Here is a 19,636-nt window from a genome sequence, read left to right on the forward strand (position 1 = left end):
CACGCCAGCGCCTCGTGACATTAAGCGGCGCATGACATGGCGCAGAACCATATTGACGATCGGTTTCATCAGCCCTCTCCCTTGGATCAGCAAAACTGATGTAGTGGCGGCGGGGCGTAAGTCAGCCCCGACCCCGATTAATCTTCGAACAGCTCGCTCTGGCCTTCGGTGGTTTCTGGCTCGTCCTCGCCATCGCCTACGGTGGGCAGCAGACCGGCGGGCGGGCGGTTTTCCAACAACCCGGCAGAGCGCAGTTCTTTGAGCCCCGGCAGGTCCCGCGCGCTCTCTAGACCGAAGTGATCCAGAAACTCCTGCGTGACCACAAAGGTCACCGGACGGCCCGGCGTCATCTTACGGCGGCCAAAGCGGATCCACTCCATCTCAAGCAGTTGATCGACCGTGCCGCGTGACACGGCCACGCCGCGTATCTCTTCGATTTCGGCGCGGGTGACGGGTTGGTGATAGGCGATGATCGCAAGCGTTTCGATCGCAGCGCGGCTGAGTTTGCGGGTCTCGACCGTTTCCCGATGCATCAAAAAGCCAAGGTCCGGCGCGGTGCGAAAAGCATAGGCGTCGCCGACTTTCATGACCTGCACGCCGCGCCCCTGATAGCGGTGGCGCAGAAAGGCCATCGCCTCGCCCACGTCAGAGCCGCCCGGCAGCCGCTGTTCCAATTCTCGCAGCGTGATTGGTTCGGAACTGGCGAAAAGCACGGCTTCGATCATACGCTCCTGTTCGGCCAGCGAGGGCGCGTCGAACAGTTTCTTTTCTTTCGTTTCAATCTCTTCCGACACGCATCAATCCTTCTTGCGCAGTTGGATGGGGGCGAAAATCTCTTTTTGCCGGATCTCCATATGCCCCTCTTTGACCAATTGCAGGGAGGCCGCAAAGGTCGCAGCGGTCGCTGAGCGGCGGCGCTCAGGATCGCTTTCCCAGCCCTCGGGCAGGTAGCTGTTCAGATCACCCCAATCGCCCGCATAGCCGATCAGCCCGCGCATCCGTTCCAGCGCCTCTTCCATGGTAAAGACCTTATCGCGGTCCATCACAAAGGGGCGGAAATCCTCCCGCGTGCGGGTGCGCGCATAGCCCTGCATCAGGTCCAGCAGCGTCGCGGTATAGGTGACCTTTTTGACAGTGGTGATCTCTTGAGTCTGGCCGCGGGCAAAGAAATCCCGACCCAGTTGATCCCGCGCCATCAGGCGTGCGGAAGCGTCCCGCATCGCCTGCAGGCGTTCCAGTTGGAAAGCCAGATGGGCGGCCATTTCTTCGCCCGAGGGGCCTTCTTCGGTGGGGTCCGGCGGCAGCAAAAGGCGTGATTTCAGGAAAGCCAGCCATGCGGCCATGACGAGGTAATCCGCCGCCAGTTCCAACCGCAGTTCTTTGGCACGCTCGACAAAGGCCAGATACTGCCGCGCCAGTTGCAGAACCGAAACCTTGCGCAGATCGACCTTTTGCGTCCGGCTCAGCGACAGCAGCAGATCAAGCGGCCCTTCATAGCCTTCGACATCAATGATGAACGCCTCGGCGGCCAGCCGGTCGGCCACGGAGCCACCGGCCCCGCCCCTGTCTTCCTCGAATGTCGTGTCAGCCATGCAATGCCCCGCCCAGAAGCGTCTCAAGCTGGGCGCTGAGGGCGTCGATGTCAACGTCGTCGGGGGTTTGCCGCGCATCCAACGCACGCAGCGCGCGGGTCTGGGTAGCTGTAGTCATCTCGCCTGCGGCCTCGGCCACGGCGCGGCGTTCTTCCAGCGGTCCATTGCAAAAAAGCGCGACATCACAGCCCGCGGCAATGGCCGCACGGGTGCTTCCCGCCGGGGTCATCTGCAGGGCTTTCATCGAAATATCGTCGGTCATCACAAGGTTATCAAAGCCGATATCATCGCGGATGATCCGCATCACCTCTGACGACAGAGTCGCGGGCGTGTCGTCCAATGCGTCATAGACCAGATGTGCCGTCATGCCCATGGGCAGGTCGCGCAGGCTGCGGAACGGCGCGAAATCCACGGCCTCCAGATCAATGCGGCGGGCATCCACGCGGGGCAGATTGTGATGGCTGTCGAGCGTCGCACGGCCATGGCCCGGCATATGTTTCATCACCGGCAGCACGCCCCCGGCCAGCAGCGCATCGGCAACGGCGCGGCCAATCTCGGCCACCTGCCCCGGCGTTTCGCCATAGCACCGGTTGCGCAAAAACGGATGGGTCTTGGGCCCCGCTACATCGATCAGTGGCGCACAGTTGCTGTCGATCCCGACGCTGTGCAACTCATGGGCGATGATCCGGTACATCAAGTAAAAGGCCTTCGTCGCCCGTTCCCCGGCGCGCGCGGCCAGTTCCATCGGCGGCATCCAATCGCGCCACTGCGGGGCGCGCATCCGCTGCACGCGGCCTCCTCTTGGTCGATGGTGATTACTGCCTCATGGCCTGCCGCCTCGCGCATCTCATCACATAGCGCGCGGACCTGATCCGGGCTGTCGATGTTGCGGGCGAAAAGGATGAAGCCGAAGGGCCGCACGTCACGAAAGAACGCTTTTTCCTCGACGCTGAGCTGGAGGCCCGTCGCGTCGAGGATCGTGGCCCCGAAGGGACGCATCAGCGCATCACCACCGGGATGCAATCCGCATTTTCGGCCACAAGTGCCGAACAGAAGCGCCGCGCATCGGCGATGTCGTCAAAGCCCATGGCACGCAGGCGATAGAACACCCGCCCGCCGCTGGTGGCCTTTTGCACAACGCGATTCTTACCTTCGAGATAGGCACCGAAACGGCCCTGCAAACGGTCCCATTGTTCGCGGGCAACCTCGGGGCTGTCAAATGCACCAAGCTGGGCCATCCGGGTGCCAGCGGGAAGGGCCGCGGGATCAACCTCTTGGGCGACAGTCGCGACCGGATTGCTCTGGACTGCGGCGGGTGTCACCACGGCACCGCCTGCCGGGCGGCGGCGCGGACGCAGGGAGTTGCGCACGCCGGGCGCGTTCAATACGGCCTTGACGACTTTTGGCTGCACGGAGGTATCGGCCAGCGCCATCGCCACGGCGGCATCGACCGGATCACCAGAGGCGCCCGCCCCGGAGAGCGGTGCGACACCATTGGTCAGCTGCGCCACGAGGTCTTGAACATTGCCAGAGCGGATCGCGGCGGAGGCATCGATCAGGTCGCCGTCATTCTCGTGGGCGACGGCGGGGGTCGCATTGCCCTGTGTCTTTGCGGCAACCATCGCCACTTGAACGGGCTGGTCTTCGTCTTGCAATTCCATTTGACGCGGCGCGAGGCGCAGTTGATCTGCGGGGCGACCGGCGCTGCCTTCGGCGGCAACGACATTGACCGATAAGCCCTGATGGCGGGCCAATTCGCCGCCCGGCTCATCGGGACGCACGCGGATCTCGCCTTCGATGGCGCGGACCACCGGAATGCCGGTCACATCACGCACCAGCAGCTTGTAGCCCCAAACACCAATCCCCGCGACTAGCGCCAAGGAAACCACAGCACCTGCGATATTGGTGAGCGTTGTCAGGGTCTTGGGCCCGCTGCCCACTGCGTAGCCATGCGCGGAATCGGGCGCATAGCCCGCCGTCGTCGGGGAAGACGTGAAATCTGCCATCTCTGCCTCTTTGCCCGGCGTGATACATCGCCACGCGGGTCTGGTCATGGGGTTGCCTGTTTTCGGCGCGCTGGTGCGGTTATCGCATCTCCTGCGCCGGTGTGACCCCAAGAATACCAAGACCCGCCGCAATTACAATCGCAACGGCACGCGACAGGGCAATTTTTGCCTGCGATGTGGCAGCGTCCCCTTCTTGCAACGCACGCAGCCCGTCTTCGGAACGGCCCAAGTGGTAGAGGCTGTGGAAATCGGACGCGAGTTCATAGAGGTAGAAGGCCACCCGGTGCGGCTCGTTGCTGCGCGCGGCGGTTTCGACCAGACGCGGCCATTCGGCCAGTTTGCGCAGCAGGCCCAGCTCGGCATCATGGTCAAGCTTGGTCAGATCCGCATCCATCAGCGTGGCATCGGCAACCTCGACCCCGGCCTCTTGGGCTTTGCGCAGGATCGAAGCCACCCGCGCATGGGCGTATTGCACATAGAACACCGGGTTTTCGCGGCTTTGTTCCAGCACCTTGTCGAAATCAAAGTCGAGCATCGCGTCGTTCTTGCGCGTCAGCATGACAAAGCGCGTCACATCGGGGCCCACCTGATCAACCACATCGCGCAGGGTCACAAAGGTCCCTGCCCGTTTGGACATCTTGAACGGCTCGCCGTTTTTAAAGAGTTTCACCAATTGCGTCAGCTTGATGTCGAGCGGCACATGACCATCGCTCAATGCCGACACGGCCGCCTTCATCCGCTTAACGTAGCCGCCATGATCCGCGCCAAAAATGTCGATCAGCATGTCGAAATCGCGGCTGACCTTGTCGTAGTGATAGGCGATGTCGGGGGCGAAATAGGTCCAGGACCCGTCGGATTTCTTGACCGGGCGGTCCACGTCATCGCCGTGTTCGGTGGATTTGAACAGCGTCTGTTCGCGCGGTTCCCAATCTTCGGGCTTCTTGCCTTTTGGCGGCTCCAGCACGCCTTCGTAGATCAGCCCTTTGGCTTCGAGAGAAGCAATCGCCGCTTCGATCTGGCCAGTGCCGTAGAGGGATTTCTCGCTGTAGAAGACATCCATCTCAACGCCGAGGGCCGCCAAATCCTCACGGATCAGGTTCATCATCGCATCGGTCGCAAAGTCGCGGATATGATCGAGCCATTCGCTCTCAGGTTGGTCGACCAGCTTGTCGCCATACATCTTGGCCAGCGCCTCGCCCAGCGGGATCAGGTAGTCGCCGGGGTATGTGCCATCGGGAAAGGCCACCTCTTTGCCATTGGCTTCAAGGTAGCGCAGGTAGACCGAGCGCGCCAGCACATCGACCTGCGCGCCGCCGTCGTTAATGTAATATTCGCGCGTCACATCGTAGCCTGCGAAATCCAGCAAGCTAGCCAGCGCATCGCCAAAGACCGCGCCACGGGTGTGGCCCACATGCAGCGGCCCGGTGGGGTTGGCCGAGACATATTCGACGTTCACCCGCTGACCCGCGCCAAGGATCGCGCGGCCAAAGTCGGTGCCTTGGTTCAAGACTTGCCGTGCCACGTTCTGCCAGACCGAAGGCGCAAGGCGCAGGTTGATAAAGCCCGGGCCGGCCACTTCGGCAGAGGTGATGCGCGGATCGTTTTGCAATTGGGCGGCCAATGCTTCGGCGATATCGCGTGGCTTCATGCCCGCGGGCTTGGCCAGCACCATCGCAGCATTGGTCGCCATGTCACCATGCGCAGGGTCGCGTGGCGGCTCGGCGGTGATCGGGTCAAAGTTCAGGGTCGCAGGCAGGGCATCCTGCGCGACCATCTGTTCCAGCGTCGCAATGATAAGATGGCGAATTTCGGCAAATAGGTTCATGTCGGGTATCCTTGTTCCCCGCCCGTTTATCATGTGCGGGGGTGCAGTCAATCAAGCGGCAGGCCGCGAGGGCCCAAGTCAGGGAATGGCGTTTGAAGCGGCGTTGTCAGCCGAGGTCCAAACGCCCACTTCGGAGCCGTCGGCCAGCTTCGGACCCAAGGTACAGCGCGGTGTCTGTGGCCAATTCGGCCTGCCCCTCGGGCACAGTGATTAGATGAAAATGCAGCCCCCGTGCACCAAAGACCTTATCGAGCGCGGCATTGGCGGCCTCAAAAGCGCCGATCATCCCATGACCAGCAAGCGCCAGCGGCTGGCTGGGGCGCGGCAGGACGGTCACGACAGACCCCTGCCCAGCCACCAAGCCACGGCCCAAGGCCCGCACCAGCGCAGAAAGCCCCCGGATCTGCGCGTCCATGCCCTTGGCGCAATCGTCGGGGTCCAGCGGCATCAGGTTCAACACCAAATGCAGCGGCGTGCCGCCCCAGTTGCGGTAAAGCGGTTCGAACCGGCTGACCAGATCCCCGGCAAGCGCCAGCCCTTCGACCCTTGCGGTCGACTGGCTCATCAGCCGTGCCAGCACGGCGGGATCACGGTCCATCGCCACGACTTCCGCCCCCAGCTTCGCCGCGCGCTTGGCGACCGTTGGGCCCGGTGCTTGACCCGCTGAAAGGATCGCAAAGGTCGCGTCACCGGCAAGGCTTTCCGGCAGAACGGGTGTTTGTATCATGTCACGTCACCTATGGATCACAAAAGGCAGGCTACCATGCCGCAAAGATTAGCGGAAGCTGCGCAAATCACTGCCAAAGAGACGGGCGTGTTCTTGCAACGCAAATCGGTCAGTCATGCCCGCAATGTAATCCGAGACCATCCGCGCCAGCGTGGTTTCATCCTCTGCCGCCTCAATTGCCGCCGCCCAGTGGCGCGGCAACAGGTTGGGCTGAGACAGAAACAGCGGAAAGAGGTCTTCGACCACCTTAGTGACCTTCTCGCGATTCTCCATCACCGAGGGGGCGCGATACATCCGGGTGAAAAGGAATTTTCGGATCTCGCGCAGGTCCTGCCAGACAGGATCCGAAAAACGGATCACCGGACGGCCCAGATGGCGGATGTCATCGGGCGATGTCGCCCCCGTCTCTTTCAGCAGCTTGGACGATGTTTCGATCACATCGCCCACCATCACGCCAAAGACCCGGCGCAGCGCCTCATGACGGCGGCGATAGCTGTCGGTGTCGGGGTAAAGCCGGTCCACTTCCGCATAGGCCGCGCCGACCATGGGCAGCTCGGCAATCTCGGCTTCGGTGAACAGCCCTGCCCGCAGACCGTCGTGCAGGTCGTGGTTGTTGTAGGCAATGTCATCGGAAAGTGCTGCCACCTGCGCCTCTGCACTCGCATGGGTGTGCAGTTCCAGATCATGGCGCGCGTTATAGTCAGCCAGCGCATGGGGTACGGCGCCCATGACCGGCCCATTGTGCTTGGCAATCCCTTCGAGCGTGTCCCACGTCAGGTTCAGCCCGTCGAATTCGGCATAGTGCCGCTCCAGCGTTGTGACGATCTTGATCGCCTGCGCGTTGTGGTCAAACCCACCGTAGGGCGCCATCAGCTTGTGCAGCGCATCCTCGCCGGTGTGGCCAAAGGGCGTGTGGCCCAGATCATGCGCCAGCGCCACGGCCTCGGTCAGCTCGCCATTCAGGCGCAACGCCCCTGCGATGGTGCGCGCAACCTGCGCCACTTCGATGGAATGGGTCAAACGGGTCCGGAAATAGTCGCCCTCATGCTCCACAAAGACCTGCGTCTTATGTTTGAGCCGCCGAAAGGCGGAGGCGTGAATGATCCGGTCCCGGTCCCGCTGATAGCAGGAGCGAAACGTGCTTTCCTCCTCCGGCACCAACCGTCCCTTGGCGGTGTCCGGATCCGAGGCGAATTCTGCGCGCATTGCGGCTGGTCCTCTCTCGCGGTCCTTGTGACCTGTCCTTGTGGTTTCTATATGTTAGGGGAACGCGAAAGAAAACCGATGCATCGGAGCCCGCAGATGAACCTGCCCCCTAAAGTCACCCCCGCGCCTTTGAACGCCTTGCCGAGATCGGCGCCGCCGACGAAGGCAAAGCCCTGCGCGTCGCTGTCGAAGGCGGCGGCTGCTCAGGGTTTCAATATGACATTGCGCTGGACGAACCTGCCGAGGATGACCTCGTTCTGGAAGGCAGCGGTCAGAAGGTGGTGGTCGATAGCGTGTCCCTGCCGTTTCTGGCCGATGCGGTGATCGACTTCACCGAAGAACTGATCGGCGCGCGGTTCACGATTGAGAACCCCAATGCCACGGCGGCCTGCGGCTGCGGCACGTCCTTTTCGATGTGAGCACATCCGGGCGCGTTCAGGCGCGCACCCGTGCGAACCCCTCGAAAAACTGTTCGAAATGCGGGCCAGAGCGTTCGGCTGCGAGCAAGATCGCATGGCTGTCAGGTCCGAGATAAGACAGAACATGCGGGCGCATATACCCCCAATCCGCGCGCCGCTGCGCCCCCATATCATTCAGGCAAGCTGCCAGCGGGCGCAGCGCACCTTGCCCGCTGCGGGAGGCGTGAAAGCGCAGCGCGCCTTGCGGCATGGTTTGGGCCAGTGACGAACGGTCTGCGATTTTCATGGCCCAGCCGGTGACAAGAAATTCGTGATAATCGTCATGCATGGGCGCATCGGGCTCGGCTTGAACGCGCAGGGCGCGGTGGTAGGCCGCGATGGCATCTTCCCACAGTGGGCTTGGGTAATTGCCGCTGAAACGCAGCGCGGCGCAGACCTCGGCCAGCAGATCCATGTCTTGATCCAGAAAGGCCAGCAGCCCGGTGAAATGCAGGCTCTTTAGTGTCCCGTCTGGCAGTTCGGGAATCTGGCGGCCATAATCCGACAAGTAGAAAATGATATGTGTCAGCTCATAAGCCGCCTTTCGATTGGGCATGGCAAAGGTGACACTGCGCGAGACGAAGTCGCGCAGCCGCTGGCCAAGCGCCCCGTCACCGACCTGCGGCCCGACACCCCGACGGCGCAGCAGACGGCGGGCCTCGGCGCGTTGCAGGTCTGACAGTTCTGCGCCTTCCAGATCCGCCCGCGCAACCCTGCCGCAGAGCGCCGCGCCGTGTTGCTTTGGCAGGCCGATTGCTTCGAGGTCGAGGCAGATCGACAGGATAAAACGGTAGTATTGTGGGAAATTGCGCAGCAGATCGCGGCACCCTGCGTGGAATGCGGCGAGCGGCTCTAGCGCCTCGGCGTCCAGCGCGGCGCCCGTGCTTGCCAGCACCCCCAGCAGTTCGGCGTTTTCCTTGAGCCAAAAAACATCCCCCTGAGCGCGACGCTCCTTCGCAAAGCTGCGGATCAAGCGGGCAGATTGGACTTCCGGGTCGCGGCACTCGGCAGGTCTCAGCAGAACAACATTGGTCATCATAGCGCCTCCAGATGGGAAACAGCGGGCGACGGGGCCGCCCGCTTGAACCAGTTTCAGGCATCAAAGCGCAGCACCTGCGCCTCGGTCGGCGCGAGGCCGGTTGTGAAAAGACCGACCCCCGCCCCCTGCGCGATGCTGCCGCTGTCGTGGTGCAGACCGGTGGTGAACATCTCGGTCCCCTCGCCCATCAGCATGTCACCGCCTCCGCGGTTAAGACCGGTGGTGAAAAGGCCAACCCCCGCGCCGAGCATCATCGGCTTGTCCTGTGTTTCAGGCGCTGTTACGGGGGCGAAGTTACGTGCGGAAATAGCGGTCATCGTGGTGTCCTTTCAAAGGGCTTTGCAATTTAAAGATGTAGTCCAATTACTGATGCACGTTAAAATTGTTTCGCCAAGGATTTTTCGCCTAAGTTATTGTACTGGTTAAGTTATCCACATTAGTGTCGCGCCACAGTTTCGACCAATTGTTCGACTTTCCATCCTTTGCATGGTGCCAACTAAAAACCTTCCACAGGGCTGTTGCAGAACAATGCAGCGCGGGAGAATTCCGCGGCTCTAGTTATACTAGAACTTGCCGCCCAAGAATCACCCTAAGCGCGCAGCCCTCCCCTTGCTCCGCCACCGCATTTGCGCGATAGCAGACCCACGTCGAAAGAGGGCCGGATATGAAAATCGCGAGTTTTAACATCAACGGTATCAAAGCCCGCGCCGCGGCCTTGCCCGAGTGGCTCGACGAGGCGCAGCCGGACGTGGTTGTGCTGCAAGAGATCAAGTCGGTCGACGAGGCCTTCCCCCGCGAGATGCTCGAAGAGCGCGGTTATAACGTCGAGACCCACGGGCAGAAATCTTTCAACGGTGTGGCGATCCTGTCGAAACTCCCGCTGGAGGATGTGACCCGCGGCCTGCCCGGCGATGACGAAGACGATCAGGCTCGCTGGATCGAGGCCACGGTCGTGGGTGACGATATGGCGCTACGGGTTTGCGGGCTTTACCTGCCCAATGGCAACCCGGTGCCGGGGCCAAAGTATGACTATAAACTCGCTTGGATGGCCCGGCTACAAGCCCGTGCCGAGACGCTACTGGCCGAAGAAACGCCCTTCCTCATGGCGGGCGATTACAACATTATCCCGCAGGCCGAAGATGCGGCCAAACCCGACAGTTGGCGCGAAGACGCCCTATTTCGCCCCGAATCCCGCGCGGCGTGGCGGCAGCTGGTGAACCTTGGGCTTACGGATGCTTTTCGGGCGCGCACCCAAGGGCCGGGGCATTATTCGTTCTGGGATTATCAGGCCGGTGCCTGGAACCGCAACAACGGCATCCGCATTGACCATTTTCTCTTGTCGCCGACCGTGGCGGACCGGCTGCGCGATTGCCAGATTGACCGCGATGTGCGCGGGCGTGACAAACCGTCGGACCATGTGCCGATCTGGGTCGAACTGGATATCTAAGCGTCAGGCCTGAAGCTCGGCATCCCAATAGAGAAAATCCATCCAGCTTTCATGCAGATGGCCGGGCGGGAATTTGCGCCCCATGTTGCGCAACTCTTCGGCGGCGGGTTGGCGCGGCGGTTTGCGCAAAGCCAGCCCCGTGCGGTGCAAGGGCCGCGAGCCTTTGCGCAGATTGCAGGGGCTACAGGCCGCCACCACGTTTTGCCAGCTTGTCACCCCACCCGCAGCGCGGGGCACCACATGGTCAAAGGTCAGATCCCCCTTCGCGCCGCAGTATTGGCAGCGGAATTCATCCCTCAGAAATAAATTAAAGCGCGTGAAGGCCACGCGCTTTTGAGGTTTGACATAGTCTTTGAGAACGACAACGGAAGGGATCCTGATCACCGTAGAGGGGCTGCGCACCACCTCGTCATATTCGGCGACGATCTCGACCCGGTCGAGCCATTTGGCCTTTACCGCTTCTTGCCACGGCCACAGCGACAGCGGATAATAAGACAATGGCCGATAATCCGCGTTGAGCACCAGCGCGGGGTGGTGTTTGAGCGCCGCCGGGTGGCGGGTAAATTCGGTCCTGAAATCGCCGTCCATCTGGTCGCGTCCTCTGCCCGTTTTAGTCACTATATCTCGCGGTTTCTCTCTGGCAAGACAAAGGTGAACCACTAGATGTCGCCGGTTTTGCCCAAAGATTACGACAGAGGCGTGACAGATGGGCAGGGTTTGTTAACCTTGTGGCATGATGAAAAGCCCCCTGCCCGATGCGCCCGCCCCGCAGTCCTTGCTCGAAGCCGCCGTTTACGTCGATGATCTGGATGCGGCGCGGGAGTTTTACCGCGACATTCTGGGTCTAAAACTGTTTCAAGAGGTGCCGGGGCGGCATATGTTCTTTGCGCTTGGCCCCTCGGTCTTGCTGGTCTTCAACCCCACGGCAACAAGCCAGCCGCCCGGTAATCCGAAGATGCCGGTGCCGCCCCATGGGGCGCGGGGGCCGGGGCATGTCTGCTTTGCGATGAAACGCGATGAGATCGCCGCGATGGAGACGCGGCTGCAGGCCGCCGGGGTCGAGATCGATACCAGCTTTGACTGGCCCAACGGGGCGCGCTCACTTTATGTGCGCGACCCGGCAGGCAATTCGGTCGAATTCGCAGAGCCGTGGCTCTGGGATGAGATGAAGGGTTAAAGCCCCAGTTTGTCGCGCATAAAGGCCAGCGCCACGCTCAGCCCATCCGGCGCGATGCCATGGCCGGTGCCCTTCATCACATGGGCGTAGACGTCCTGCCACCCGGCCTCTTGCAGGGCTTCGGCGGCCTGCGGCAGGGATTGCGGTGCCACCACATCGTCGGCATCTCCGTGCACCAGCAGCACCGGCGGCTTGACGCGCGCCTCTTCGGCCAGCGCTTCGGGGTTCAGCAGGCGGCCCGAAAAGGCCACGATGCCCGCCACCGCATCCTCGCGGCGCGGGGCCACATGCAGCGACATCATCGTACCTTGGGAAAAGCCGAACAGCACGACCTGTTCCGGCAGCACGTCTTCGTCGACCATCAGCGCGTCGAGGAAGGCGTCGAGGTCTTCGACCGCGCTCATCATGCCGCGCATGGATTCCTCTTCGGACGACCCGTCGATCCACGGAATCGGGAACCATTGGAAGCCCATCGGTGCACCCGCGCAGGCTTCGGGCGCATCGGGAGCGATGAACAGCGTGTCGGGCAAATGCTCGCTCAGAGGATCGGCGAGGCCCAGCAGGTCAGCGCCATTGGCCCCATAGCCATGCAGGAACACCACAACCGACCGTGTGGTGCCAGAGACCGGCTCGCGGCGCTCGGCGTTCAAAACCCGTGTCATGACAATCCTTCCTTTTGTTTCAACACCCGGTAGTAGGCAAAGAGCAAGCGCGCCGCAACCGACCGCCAAGGTGACCAAGCGGCGGCCATGGCGGTAAGGTCTTTCGGCGTCGGGCGCGCGGGCAGATCAAACAGCCCCCGCGCGGCTTCTTGCAACGCAAGATCGCCACTTGGAAAGATGTCGCGACGGCCCATGCAGAACATCACATAGACCTGCGCGGTCCACGGCCCGATACCCGGCATGGCGACCAACGCGGCAATGGCTGCGTCATCGGATAGGCAGTGCAGCGCGTCAAAGTCAAACTTCCGCTCTGCCAAGGCCAGCACATAGCGTGCTTTGGGACGGCTCAGACCCGCGGCGCGCAGACCGTCGTCGCCCGCGTGCAGGACGTTTTCCGGGCGGTCCAACCCCGCCTCCACCAGCCGCGCATAGATCGCCCGGGCAGAGGCCACGCTCACCTGCTGCCCCACGATGATGTCGAGAAGGCCCGCGAAACCCGGCGGGCGCAGGCGCAGGGGCAGCGGACCGGTGCGTGCAAGCGCCATGGCAAAACGCGGCTCGGCTTCAGACAGCCAAGCGGCTCCCTCGGCCACATCGGCGTTGCAGGTGATCGGGAGCGCAAGGCTCACAGCTGCGCCGCCCAGTCCATCATCGCGTCAAGGTCGGTCAGGCAGCGCACCCCTTGGCAGGCGCGGCTTTTCGATGAGGATCACCGGCAAGCCAAGGGCGAGTGCGGCGTCGACCTTGGGGCGGCTGGCCGCGCCGCCAAGGTTGCGGCAGATCAGCAGGTCGACGCCAAACTCGCGAAACAGCGCGGTTTCGGTCGCCACCGTGAAAGGCGGATCGCCAAAGATGAGATCCACAAAGTCATAGGGCGCGGGCCGGTCATGGCGGCTGGTCTGGCGCAGCATGAGGCGCGCACCCTCAAACGGCAGAAACTGTGGCAGGCTGGCCCATCCGGTGGCGGCAAAGACGCAGGCCCCGGGCGGCACCGCACGGGCGGCGGCGGGTACATCGCTGGCCGATTGCAGCAGCGGATCATCCAAGGTCCAGCCGGGGCGCGCAAAACTGACAAAGGGCTTATCCAAGGCGGCGGCAGTGGCAAAGCCTGCGTGGCTCAGCCCCGCGTCGAACCCATGGCTGAGGTCCAAAACCGCGTCAAAACCCGCCATGTCGCGCAGCAAGGCGGTGGTATCTTCTGGGTCGCGCATCTCAAACGCCATCGGCATCGGATTGCTGCCGCGCGGCGGTTCCGTCAGCCATGCGGTGACCCTGTGACCGGCCTTAGCCAAAGCGACGCCAAGCTGCCGCGCCTCGGCAGTGCCAGCGAGCAGAAGAAGGTTCAGCGAAGGGTGGTTTGAGGCGGTCATCGGCGCAATCATCGGCGAGCTTGGCGTCGGGTGCAAGCGGGATCGGGGGCGCAAAAACCGGGGCCGGGCTTGCCCTTACGCATCGGCAGGGCTACGCCTTGGCGGGAAGTGAGGAATTCAGACATGATCGACGACAGACGCGCCCGGCGCAACGTAGCGGTGCTGGTGGCAGCGCAGGCCTTTCTTGGTGCGCAGATGCCGATGATTTTCCTCGTGGGTGGTCTTGCCGGTCAGTCGCTGGCGACCAATGTCTGTCTTGCCACGCTGCCGATCTCGATGATCGTGCTGGGCTCCATGCTCTCGGCCACGCCGGTTTCGGCCATCATGCAAAGGTTTGGCCGACGGGCGGGGTTTTTCTGGGGGCTGCGGGCGGAGCATTGGGCGCCGCGGTCGCGGCCTATGGGCTTTATCTCGCGTCTTTCCCGGTCTTTTTGCTCGGTTCCCTGCTGACGGGCGTCTATATGTCTGCCCAAGGGTTTTACCGTTTCGCCGCCGCCGATACCGCCTCGGATGACTTCCGGCCCAAAGCGATCTCTTATGTGATGGCGGGCGGTCTGGTCTCGGCCATCATCGGGCCGCAGCTTGCCACGGCGACCTCTGGCAGCCTCGTGGTGCCCTTCCTTGGCACCTATTTGGCCGTGGTGGCGGTGAACGTTGTGGGCGCGCTGCTGTTTCTTTTCATCGACATTCCAAAACCGCCGATCCCGGCGCATGACGCGCCCAAGGGCCGCAGCCGCTGGGAGCTTCTGACCACGCCGCGCATCGCCGTGGCGGTGATCTGCGCCATGGTGGCCTATGCGCTGATGAACCTCGTGATGACCTCGACCCCGCTGGCCGTCGTCGGCTGCGGCTATAGCCAAGATAACGCGGGCTACGTGGTCACTGGCCACGTGCTGGCAATGTTCGCGCCGTCCTTCTTTACCGGCCACCTGATCAATCGGTTCGGGGTCGAGCGGATCATGGGCCTTGGCATCGCGATCCTTGCCGCCGCAGGTCTGGTGGCGCTGCAGGGGGTGGAACTGGGCAACTTCTTTGTCGCGCTGATCCTCTTGGGGCTGGGCTGGAACTTTGGCTTTATCGGGGCCACGACCATGCTCGCCGGGGCGCATGAGCCGCATGAGCGCGGGCGGATGCAGGGCCTGAACGATCTGCTGGTGTTCGGCGGCGTGACCGTCGCCTCGCTCGCCTCGGGCGGTTTGATGAACTGTTCGGGCGGCACGGCGCAAGAAGGCTGGGCAGCGGTGAACTTTGCCATGGTGCCGTTCTTGGTGCTGGCCGGTGGCTCGCTGATCTGGCTGGTGCTGCGCAGCCGCAAAGAAACGCAGCTGAGCTAAGCGCCTACCAGCGAGACGCCATGGCCCGCAGCGCGAAATGGCGGCGCGGGTCAGGCAAGCCTGCTTGGGAGACCTTTTGCGGGTCTGCCACAGCCGCGTGCAAAACAGGTCCGGCATGGGCGGCAGGCAACAATGCGGCCCGCGCCGCCTTTGGGATCTGCGCCCGTTTGGCCCGCGCTGATTTCAGGCAGTCCAACGCCCCTTTGGCAAGGGCCGAAACCCCTTCCGCCGTGCCATCGAGCAGCGGCACACGGCCCGCCTCTTCCAAATTCGGAATGGCACAGAGCCATGCGGCGATGCCGGTGGCATAGGCTGCATCGCGCACAACCGCTTCCTCCGTCGCGCCAAGGCGGCGTGCGGCGACCCACATCAGATGGCCTGCGGTCTGGTCGATGTAGCGCGCGAAATGAGCAGCATCCTCAAAGGGGTCTTTGTAGATATCCCACCGCCGCGCAGCGACGAGTTCATCGAGCAGTTCCGCATCCTCGGGCGCGATGGCGCGGGCCAGCGGCGTGGTGACTTCGTGGCGCCTGACGGGACCGCCCTTGGCAATCTCCTCCAGCGCGTCGCGCCACCATTGCAGGCGCATCTCGGCGATCATCGCTTCTTGGGTCACCCAAGGCGCGCGGGCGACTTCGACGTTGAAGGCATAGAGCGGAAACAGCAGCCTGCGTGCTTCCACAGGCGCGGCCATGGCGGCGCGAAACCGCCACGGGTCGGCGCGCTCTACCATGGCGGCGCATGCGTTCAGGTCGGCGTGGAAAGTCATAGGGGACGGGCCACCGTCAGCAGGTAGCCAAACTCATCCCGGTGGGCACGCCAGCAGGCGATTTCCGCCTCGGTTGCATCGAGCACTTGGGCCAAGTCGTCAACCGCGCCGGGGCGCAGCTTTTCGATGCGGGCCTCCAGCGGGGTGTAGTAATTCTCCCAAGCCTCATCCGACAAGACCCGGCTCGCCACGACTTCATACCCCGCCGCGCGGACCCGTTCGGCAATGCCATCGGCGTCACTCATTGCGGGATAGTCCGCCCATTGCGCGCGCGCCTCATCCGATGGTGTGTCGGTCAGCCAACAAGGCTCAGAAAAGGCCACCACACCGCCCTCACGCAGGGATTTCCGCCAGCGGCTCAGCGCCTCGGTCACACCAAGAAAATAGACCGCACCCGCGCACCAGATCAGGTCATATTCATTGGCGATCGCAGCCATATCCGCGCGCAGCAGGGTGACATTGCCATCCGCCACAAAACGCCCCCGCGCGGTGTCGACGAAATGGGCGGTTTTATCGAGTGCTGTAACATGCCCCTGCGGGATCGCCGCGCGGAGTGCGCCGATGTCACTGCCGGGACCACAGGCGACATCGGCGATCTCGGCACGCGCAGGCAGGTCGACCTGCTCCACGGCCCAGTTGACGTCGGCAGGCTCTCCCGGCCCTTCGCGTGGCAAATCACGGTGCAGGGTGAAAAAAGCGGTCATATCGTCTGTCATTGGGCGCGGTCCCGGATCAATTTCCAACGTATCGCATCTAGCAATGCCTCGAATGAGGCGTCGAGTATGTTGGCGCTGACGCCCACGGTGGACCAACGCCGCCCCTGCCCGTCTTCGCTGTCGATGATGACGCGGGTGGTGGCTTCGGTGCCGCCTTGGGTGATGCGGACTTTGAAGTCAACCAGACGCATGTCATCCAGCAGACTGCTGTACTTGCCCAAATCCTTGACCAGCGCTTTGGAGAGGGCGTTGACCGGGCCACGGTCTGCGCCATCTTCGTCCAGCGATTCCGAGACCGAGAGCCGCTTTTCTCCGTCGACATCGACCACCACGACCGCCTCGGAAAGGCTGACCATCCGGCCTTCGGCATTGCGGCGACGTTCGACCGTGACGCGGTAACGCTCCACCTCGAAAAGATGCGGCAACTGGTCCATCACGTCGCGGGCGAGCAGCTCGAAACTCGCCTGTGCGGTGTCATAGGCATAGCCCTGCGCCTCGCGGCCCTTGACCACTTCCAAGATCCGGCCAAGCGCCGGGTCGCCCTTGGCCACGGCCAGACCGGCATCGCTCAGCCGTTTGCGCAGATTGGATTGCCCGGCTTGGTTCGACATCGGAATGACGCGGGTATTGCCGACCAGTGCGGGGTCGATATGTTCATAGGTGCTGGGGTCTTTGGCGATGGCGCTGGCATGAAGCCCCGCCTTATGCGCAAAGGCCGACGACCCCACGAAACCTGCCTGTTTCATCGGCACGCGATTAAGGATTTCGTCCAGCATACGACTGGTGCGGGTTAGACCGCGCAGCGCGTCACGGCTCACACCGATATCAAAGCGGCTGGCATAGGGGTCTTTCAGAAGCAGGATCGGGATCAGCGTGGTCAAATTGGCGTTGCCGCACCGCTCGCCCAGCCCGTTCAGCGTGCCTTGGATTTGGCGCGCGCCCGCGTCGATGGCGGCCAGCGTGCAGGCCACGGCGTTTTCGGTGTCGTCATGGGTGTGAATGCCCAGCCGGTCACCGGGGATGCCTGCGGCGATCACATCGCGGGTGATGCGGCCGATCTCTTCGGGCAGCGTGCCGCCATTGGTGTCGCAAAGCACGATCCAGCGCGCCCCCGCCTCATAGGCCGCGCGGATCGCCTCAAGCGCGTAGTCGGGGTTGGCCTTATAACCGTCGAAGAAATGTTCGGCATCAAACAGCGCCTCGCGGCCTTGGGCGACCAGATGGGCGACGGATTTGGCGATGTTGTCGGTGTTTTCCTCCAGCGTGATGCCTAGCGCGGTTTTCACATGGAAGTCATGGGTCTTGCCGACGATACAGACCGACTGCGTCCCGGCGTTCAAGACGGCGGCCAAAACATCGTCATTTTCCGCTGACATGCCCGCGCGTTTGGTCATGCCAAAAGCGGTGAGCCGTGCCGAGGTGGGCGGTGCCGCGTCGAAGAACGCGCTGTCGGTTGGGTTCGCACCGGGCCAACCGCCTTCGATATAGTCCACGCCAAGCGCATCCAGCGCCTCGGCAATCTGGCGTTTCTCGTCGGTGGAGAATTGAACGCCCTGAGTTTGCTGCCCATCGCGCAGCGTGGTGTCATAAAGCCAGAGACGTTCGCGCGTCACAACAGCCCCTCCAACTGCGCCCGATCAAAACCGGGCGGTGGGGTCAGTTTCACGCCGTCCTTGCTCATCTGGACTTCGATCCCGACAGAGGTGAGCGCGGTTTTGATCCGGTCGACCTGCGCGAAATCTTTGGTCTCCATCGCGGTGGCACGGGCATCACTCAGAAAAGCTTCGATATCTGTCAGATCCAGCGCCTGCACTGCGGCCCAATCGGGGATCAACTCATCCAGCAGCCCCAAAAGCTTCAACGCCCCGCGCAGACCCGCCGTATCGCCCGCATTCGACAGACGGTGGCATTCGGTCAGCGCACCGTGGGTATTAAGGTCATCCGCCAAGAGCGTGACGAGGTCCGGTGAAGGCGTCGCGGCCTCAGCCTCCGCCGCCTGAAGATACCATTTGCGAAGGGTCTTCTCGGCCTCCTCGCGCTTCTTCTCGGTCCAGTCCATCGGCTTGCGGTAATGGGTTGAGAGCATGACGAAGCGGATCACCTCGCCCTGCACGCCCTGATCCAGCAGATCGCGCACGGTAAAGAAATTGCCCAAGCTCTTGGACATTTTCTTGCCCTCGACTTGCAACATCTCATTGTGCAGCCAGTAGTTGGCAAAGCCGTGGCCCGCGCATTTGGACTGGGCGATTTCGTTCTCATGGTGCGGGAACTGCAGGTCAATGCCACCGCCGTGGATGTCGAACCGCTCCCCCAGCAGGTCATGCGCCATGGCGGAGCATTCGATATGCCAGCCCGGACGGCCCTGCCCCCAAGGCGACTCCCACCCCGGAGTGCCCTCGTTCGAAGGTTTCCAGAGTACGAAATCCATCGGGTCTTCTTTGTAAGGCGCGACTTCAACCCGCGCGCCTGCGATCATATCATCGACCGAGCGGCCCGAAAGCGCGCCATATTCGGCATATTTGCGCACCCGGAACAGCACATGGCCCTCGGCCTCATAGGCGTAGCCCTCATCGATCAGCCCGCGGATCATCGCGACCATCTGGGGGATGTACTGCGTGGCCCGCGGCATGTGATCGGGCTCCAGCGCGCCGACGGCGGCCATGTCGTTGAGATACCACTGCGTCGTCTCTGCGGTGATCTCCCCAATACTGCGCCCGCTGTCGGCGGCGCGGGCGTTGATCTTGTCGTCGACATCGGTGAAGTTGCGCACGTAAGTAACGTGTTCGGGGCCATAGACATGCCGTAGCAGACGGTAGAGCACATCAAACACGATCACGGGCCGCGCGTTGCCCAGATGCGCGCGGTCATAGACCGTGGGACCGCAGACATACATCCGCACATTCTGCGCATCAATCGGCGTGAAATCCTCTTTCTTCCGGGTGGCGGTGTTGTGCAGCTTGATCGTCAGGTCACGGGTCATTGGCAGGCGTCCTTGCGCGGGTGTGACGCGGGCTTGGCATAGTTTTGTCAGAATGGGAATGACGTGAACAGCGGCCCGCGAGGATGTCTCAGCGGGTAATGCAGCAAATAATGAGCGTTGCGGTGTTCATGACAAGCTTGTAGCAAGCCCGCCGCCCTGCGCCAAGCCCCTTGTCCGGTTAAGTTTTATGCGCGTAGCGCGCGGCCATGACGGACGGAGACAGCCTGCTTGGGGGCAGCATTGCCCATCTTTGCCAGATGACATGCCCGCCACGCGGCCTGTCCGCACAAAAAAGGCCGGCCTCCTTTCGGAAGCCGGCCCCCTATCC

Annotated in this window: 18 protein-coding genes and 3 pseudogenes; 4 read left to right on the top strand and 17 right to left on the bottom strand. The window is 62.6% G+C overall.

Translation table 11 applies throughout. The features are described 5' to 3' along the window. Positions 1-137 precede the first annotated feature (137 nt). The 7 genes and pseudogenes from scpB to ACFQAU_RS16440 form a co-directional block, all read right to left on the bottom strand. The gene (gene scpB, locus ACFQAU_RS16410; protein WP_132443463.1) at positions 138-794 is read right to left on the bottom strand and encodes an SMC-Scp complex subunit ScpB; all 657 of its coding nucleotides are present in this window, start codon (positions 792-794) and stop codon (positions 138-140) included. A gap of 3 nt (positions 795-797) precedes the next feature. After that, positions 798-1,592 (bottom strand): segregation and condensation protein A, encoded by a 795-nt coding sequence (locus ACFQAU_RS16415; protein ID WP_132443464.1) that lies wholly within the window; start codon positions 1,590-1,592, stop codon positions 798-800. Then, a pseudogene (locus ACFQAU_RS16420) lies at positions 1,585-2,591 on the bottom strand (glycoside hydrolase family 3 N-terminal domain-containing protein). The gene ACFQAU_RS16415 and the pseudogene ACFQAU_RS16420 overlap by 8 nt, the downstream one beginning before the upstream one ends. Further along, positions 2,591-3,646 carry an SPOR domain-containing protein gene (locus tag ACFQAU_RS16425; protein WP_132443465.1) on the bottom strand — a complete coding sequence of 352 codons (1,056 nt, stop codon included), beginning with the start codon at positions 3,644-3,646 and terminating at the stop codon, positions 2,591-2,593. The pseudogene ACFQAU_RS16420 and the gene ACFQAU_RS16425 overlap by 1 nt, the downstream one beginning before the upstream one ends. A gap of 31 nt (positions 3,647-3,677) precedes the next feature. Then, positions 3,678-5,423, bottom strand: a complete 1,746-nt coding sequence (gene argS / locus ACFQAU_RS16430; RefSeq protein WP_132443466.1) for an arginine--tRNA ligase — start codon at positions 5,421-5,423, stop codon at positions 3,678-3,680. 106 nt (positions 5,424-5,529) lie between these two features. Beyond that, a complete protein-coding gene (locus tag ACFQAU_RS16435) occupies positions 5,530-6,150 on the bottom strand; it encodes a Rossmann-fold NAD(P)-binding domain-containing protein (RefSeq protein WP_132443467.1) in 621 nt (206 codons plus the stop codon). Positions 6,151-6,198: 48 nt separating this feature from the next. Further along, positions 6,199-7,356, bottom strand: a complete 1,158-nt coding sequence (locus tag ACFQAU_RS16440; RefSeq protein WP_120350992.1) for a deoxyguanosinetriphosphate triphosphohydrolase — start codon at positions 7,354-7,356, stop codon at positions 6,199-6,201. 96 nt (positions 7,357-7,452) lie between these two features. Between ACFQAU_RS16440 and ACFQAU_RS16445 the strand changes: the two are divergent. Beyond that, positions 7,453-7,775, top strand: a pseudogene (locus ACFQAU_RS16445) (HesB/IscA family protein). Between the two features lie 16 nt (positions 7,776-7,791). Here the strand turns inward: ACFQAU_RS16445 and ACFQAU_RS16450 are convergent. After that, positions 7,792-8,853: a DUF6902 family protein gene (locus ACFQAU_RS16450; RefSeq protein ID WP_240791525.1), complete on the bottom strand. Its 1,062-nt coding sequence runs from the start codon at positions 8,851-8,853 to the stop codon at positions 7,792-7,794. Between the two features lie 53 nt (positions 8,854-8,906). Then, a complete protein-coding gene (locus ACFQAU_RS16455; RefSeq protein WP_132443468.1) occupies positions 8,907-9,170 on the bottom strand; it encodes a DUF6749 family protein in 264 nt (87 codons plus the stop codon). Positions 9,171-9,517: 347 nt separating this feature from the next. Between ACFQAU_RS16455 and xth the strand changes: the two genes are divergently transcribed. Beyond that, on the top strand, positions 9,518-10,300 hold the full coding sequence (gene xth, locus ACFQAU_RS16460) for an exodeoxyribonuclease III (protein WP_120350991.1): 783 nt from the start codon (positions 9,518-9,520) through the stop codon (positions 10,298-10,300). A gap of 3 nt (positions 10,301-10,303) precedes the next feature. On the opposite strand, the gene ACFQAU_RS16465 is transcribed toward xth, so the two are convergent. Continuing rightward, complete coding sequence (locus tag ACFQAU_RS16465; RefSeq protein ID WP_067621954.1) at positions 10,304-10,888, bottom strand: HNH endonuclease; 585 nt, start codon at positions 10,886-10,888, stop codon at positions 10,304-10,306. A 145-nt stretch (positions 10,889-11,033) separates the two neighbouring features. Between ACFQAU_RS16465 and ACFQAU_RS16470 the strand changes: the two genes are divergently transcribed. After that, the gene (locus ACFQAU_RS16470; RefSeq protein WP_132443469.1) at positions 11,034-11,477 is read left to right on the top strand and encodes a VOC family protein; all 444 of its coding nucleotides are present in this window, start codon (positions 11,034-11,036) and stop codon (positions 11,475-11,477) included. Here ACFQAU_RS16470 and ACFQAU_RS16475 read toward each other — a convergent pair. Genes ACFQAU_RS16475 through ACFQAU_RS16485 form a run of 3 tightly spaced genes read right to left on the bottom strand, consistent with a single transcriptional unit; the run spans position 11,474 to position 13,509 of the window. Beyond that, positions 11,474-12,139, bottom strand: coding sequence for an alpha/beta hydrolase (locus ACFQAU_RS16475; protein WP_067939390.1), 666 nt, complete (start codon positions 12,137-12,139; stop codon positions 11,474-11,476). The two genes, ACFQAU_RS16470 and ACFQAU_RS16475, sit on opposite strands and share 4 nt — an antisense overlap. Further along, positions 12,136-12,768 carry a DNA-3-methyladenine glycosylase family protein gene (locus ACFQAU_RS16480; protein ID WP_120350988.1) on the bottom strand — a complete coding sequence of 211 codons (633 nt, stop codon included), beginning with the start codon at positions 12,766-12,768 and terminating at the stop codon, positions 12,136-12,138. The genes ACFQAU_RS16475 and ACFQAU_RS16480 overlap by 4 nt, the downstream gene beginning before the upstream one ends. Before the next feature lie 27 nt (positions 12,769-12,795). After that, positions 12,796-13,509 carry a precorrin-6A/cobalt-precorrin-6A reductase gene (locus ACFQAU_RS16485; protein WP_386283491.1) on the bottom strand — a complete coding sequence of 238 codons (714 nt, stop codon included), beginning with the start codon at positions 13,507-13,509 and terminating at the stop codon, positions 12,796-12,798. 123 nt (positions 13,510-13,632) lie between these two features. Between ACFQAU_RS16485 and ACFQAU_RS16490 the strand changes: the two are divergent. After that, positions 13,633-14,843: pseudogene (locus ACFQAU_RS16490) on the top strand (MFS transporter). A 4-nt stretch (positions 14,844-14,847) separates the two neighbouring features. On the opposite strand, the gene ACFQAU_RS16495 reads toward ACFQAU_RS16490, so the two are convergent. Genes ACFQAU_RS16495 through cysS form a run of 4 tightly spaced genes read right to left on the bottom strand, consistent with a single transcriptional unit; the run spans position 14,848 to position 19,308 of the window. After that, the gene (locus ACFQAU_RS16495) at positions 14,848-15,612 is read right to left on the bottom strand and encodes a squalene/phytoene synthase family protein (RefSeq protein WP_132443472.1); all 765 of its coding nucleotides are present in this window, start codon (positions 15,610-15,612) and stop codon (positions 14,848-14,850) included. Then, on the bottom strand, positions 15,609-16,316 hold the full coding sequence (locus ACFQAU_RS16500) for a class I SAM-dependent methyltransferase (RefSeq protein ID WP_132443725.1): 708 nt from the start codon (positions 16,314-16,316) through the stop codon (positions 15,609-15,611). The genes ACFQAU_RS16495 and ACFQAU_RS16500 overlap by 4 nt, the downstream gene beginning before the upstream one ends. Before the next feature lie 8 nt (positions 16,317-16,324). Beyond that, complete coding sequence (cimA, locus tag ACFQAU_RS16505) at positions 16,325-17,941, bottom strand: citramalate synthase (RefSeq protein WP_132443473.1); 1,617 nt, start codon at positions 17,939-17,941, stop codon at positions 16,325-16,327. Continuing rightward, complete coding sequence (gene cysS / locus ACFQAU_RS16510) at positions 17,938-19,308, bottom strand: cysteine--tRNA ligase (RefSeq protein ID WP_132443474.1); 1,371 nt, start codon at positions 19,306-19,308, stop codon at positions 17,938-17,940. Before cysS ends, cimA begins: the two co-directional genes overlap by 4 nt. Positions 19,309-19,636 lie beyond the last annotated feature (328 nt).

Origin of the sequence: Sulfitobacter profundi, from assembly GCF_042661425.1 — a bacterium.
Taxonomy (GTDB): Bacteria; Pseudomonadota; Alphaproteobacteria; order Rhodobacterales; family Rhodobacteraceae; genus Sulfitobacter; species Sulfitobacter profundi.

Coding starts and splice junctions, on each gene's coding strand:
- ACFQAU_RS16415 (WP_132443464.1), bottom strand. CDS start 1,592: ATGGCTGACACGACATTCGAGGAAGACAGGGGCGGGGCCGGTGGCTCC.
- ACFQAU_RS16425 (WP_132443465.1), bottom strand. CDS start 3,646: ATGACCAGACCCGCGTGGCGATGTATCACGCCGGGCAAAGAGGCAGAG.
- argS (WP_132443466.1), bottom strand. CDS start 5,423: ATGAACCTATTTGCCGAAATTCGCCATCTTATCATTGCGACGCTGGAA.
- ACFQAU_RS16435 (WP_132443467.1), bottom strand. CDS start 6,150: ATGATACAAACACCCGTTCTGCCGGAAAGCCTTGCCGGTGACGCGACC.
- ACFQAU_RS16440 (WP_120350992.1), bottom strand. CDS start 7,356: ATGCGCGCAGAATTCGCCTCGGATCCGGACACCGCCAAGGGACGGTTG.
- ACFQAU_RS16450 (WP_240791525.1), bottom strand. CDS start 8,853: ATGATGACCAATGTTGTTCTGCTGAGACCTGCCGAGTGCCGCGACCCG.
- ACFQAU_RS16455 (WP_132443468.1), bottom strand. CDS start 9,170: ATGACCGCTATTTCCGCACGTAACTTCGCCCCCGTAACAGCGCCTGAA.
- xth (WP_120350991.1), top strand. CDS start 9,518: ATGAAAATCGCGAGTTTTAACATCAACGGTATCAAAGCCCGCGCCGCG.
- ACFQAU_RS16465 (WP_067621954.1), bottom strand. CDS start 10,888: ATGGACGGCGATTTCAGGACCGAATTTACCCGCCACCCGGCGGCGCTC.
- ACFQAU_RS16470 (WP_132443469.1), top strand. CDS start 11,034: ATGATGAAAAGCCCCCTGCCCGATGCGCCCGCCCCGCAGTCCTTGCTC.
- ACFQAU_RS16475 (WP_067939390.1), bottom strand. CDS start 12,139: ATGACACGGGTTTTGAACGCCGAGCGCCGCGAGCCGGTCTCTGGCACC.
- ACFQAU_RS16485 (WP_386283491.1), bottom strand. CDS start 13,509: ATGACCGCCTCAAACCACCCTTCGCTGAACCTTCTTCTGCTCGCTGGC.
- ACFQAU_RS16495 (WP_132443472.1), bottom strand. CDS start 15,612: ATGACTTTCCACGCCGACCTGAACGCATGCGCCGCCATGGTAGAGCGC.
- ACFQAU_RS16500 (WP_132443725.1), bottom strand. CDS start 16,316: ATGACCGCTTTTTTCACCCTGCACCGTGATTTGCCACGCGAAGGGCCG.
- cysS (WP_132443474.1), bottom strand. CDS start 19,308: ATGACCCGTGACCTGACGATCAAGCTGCACAACACCGCCACCCGGAAG.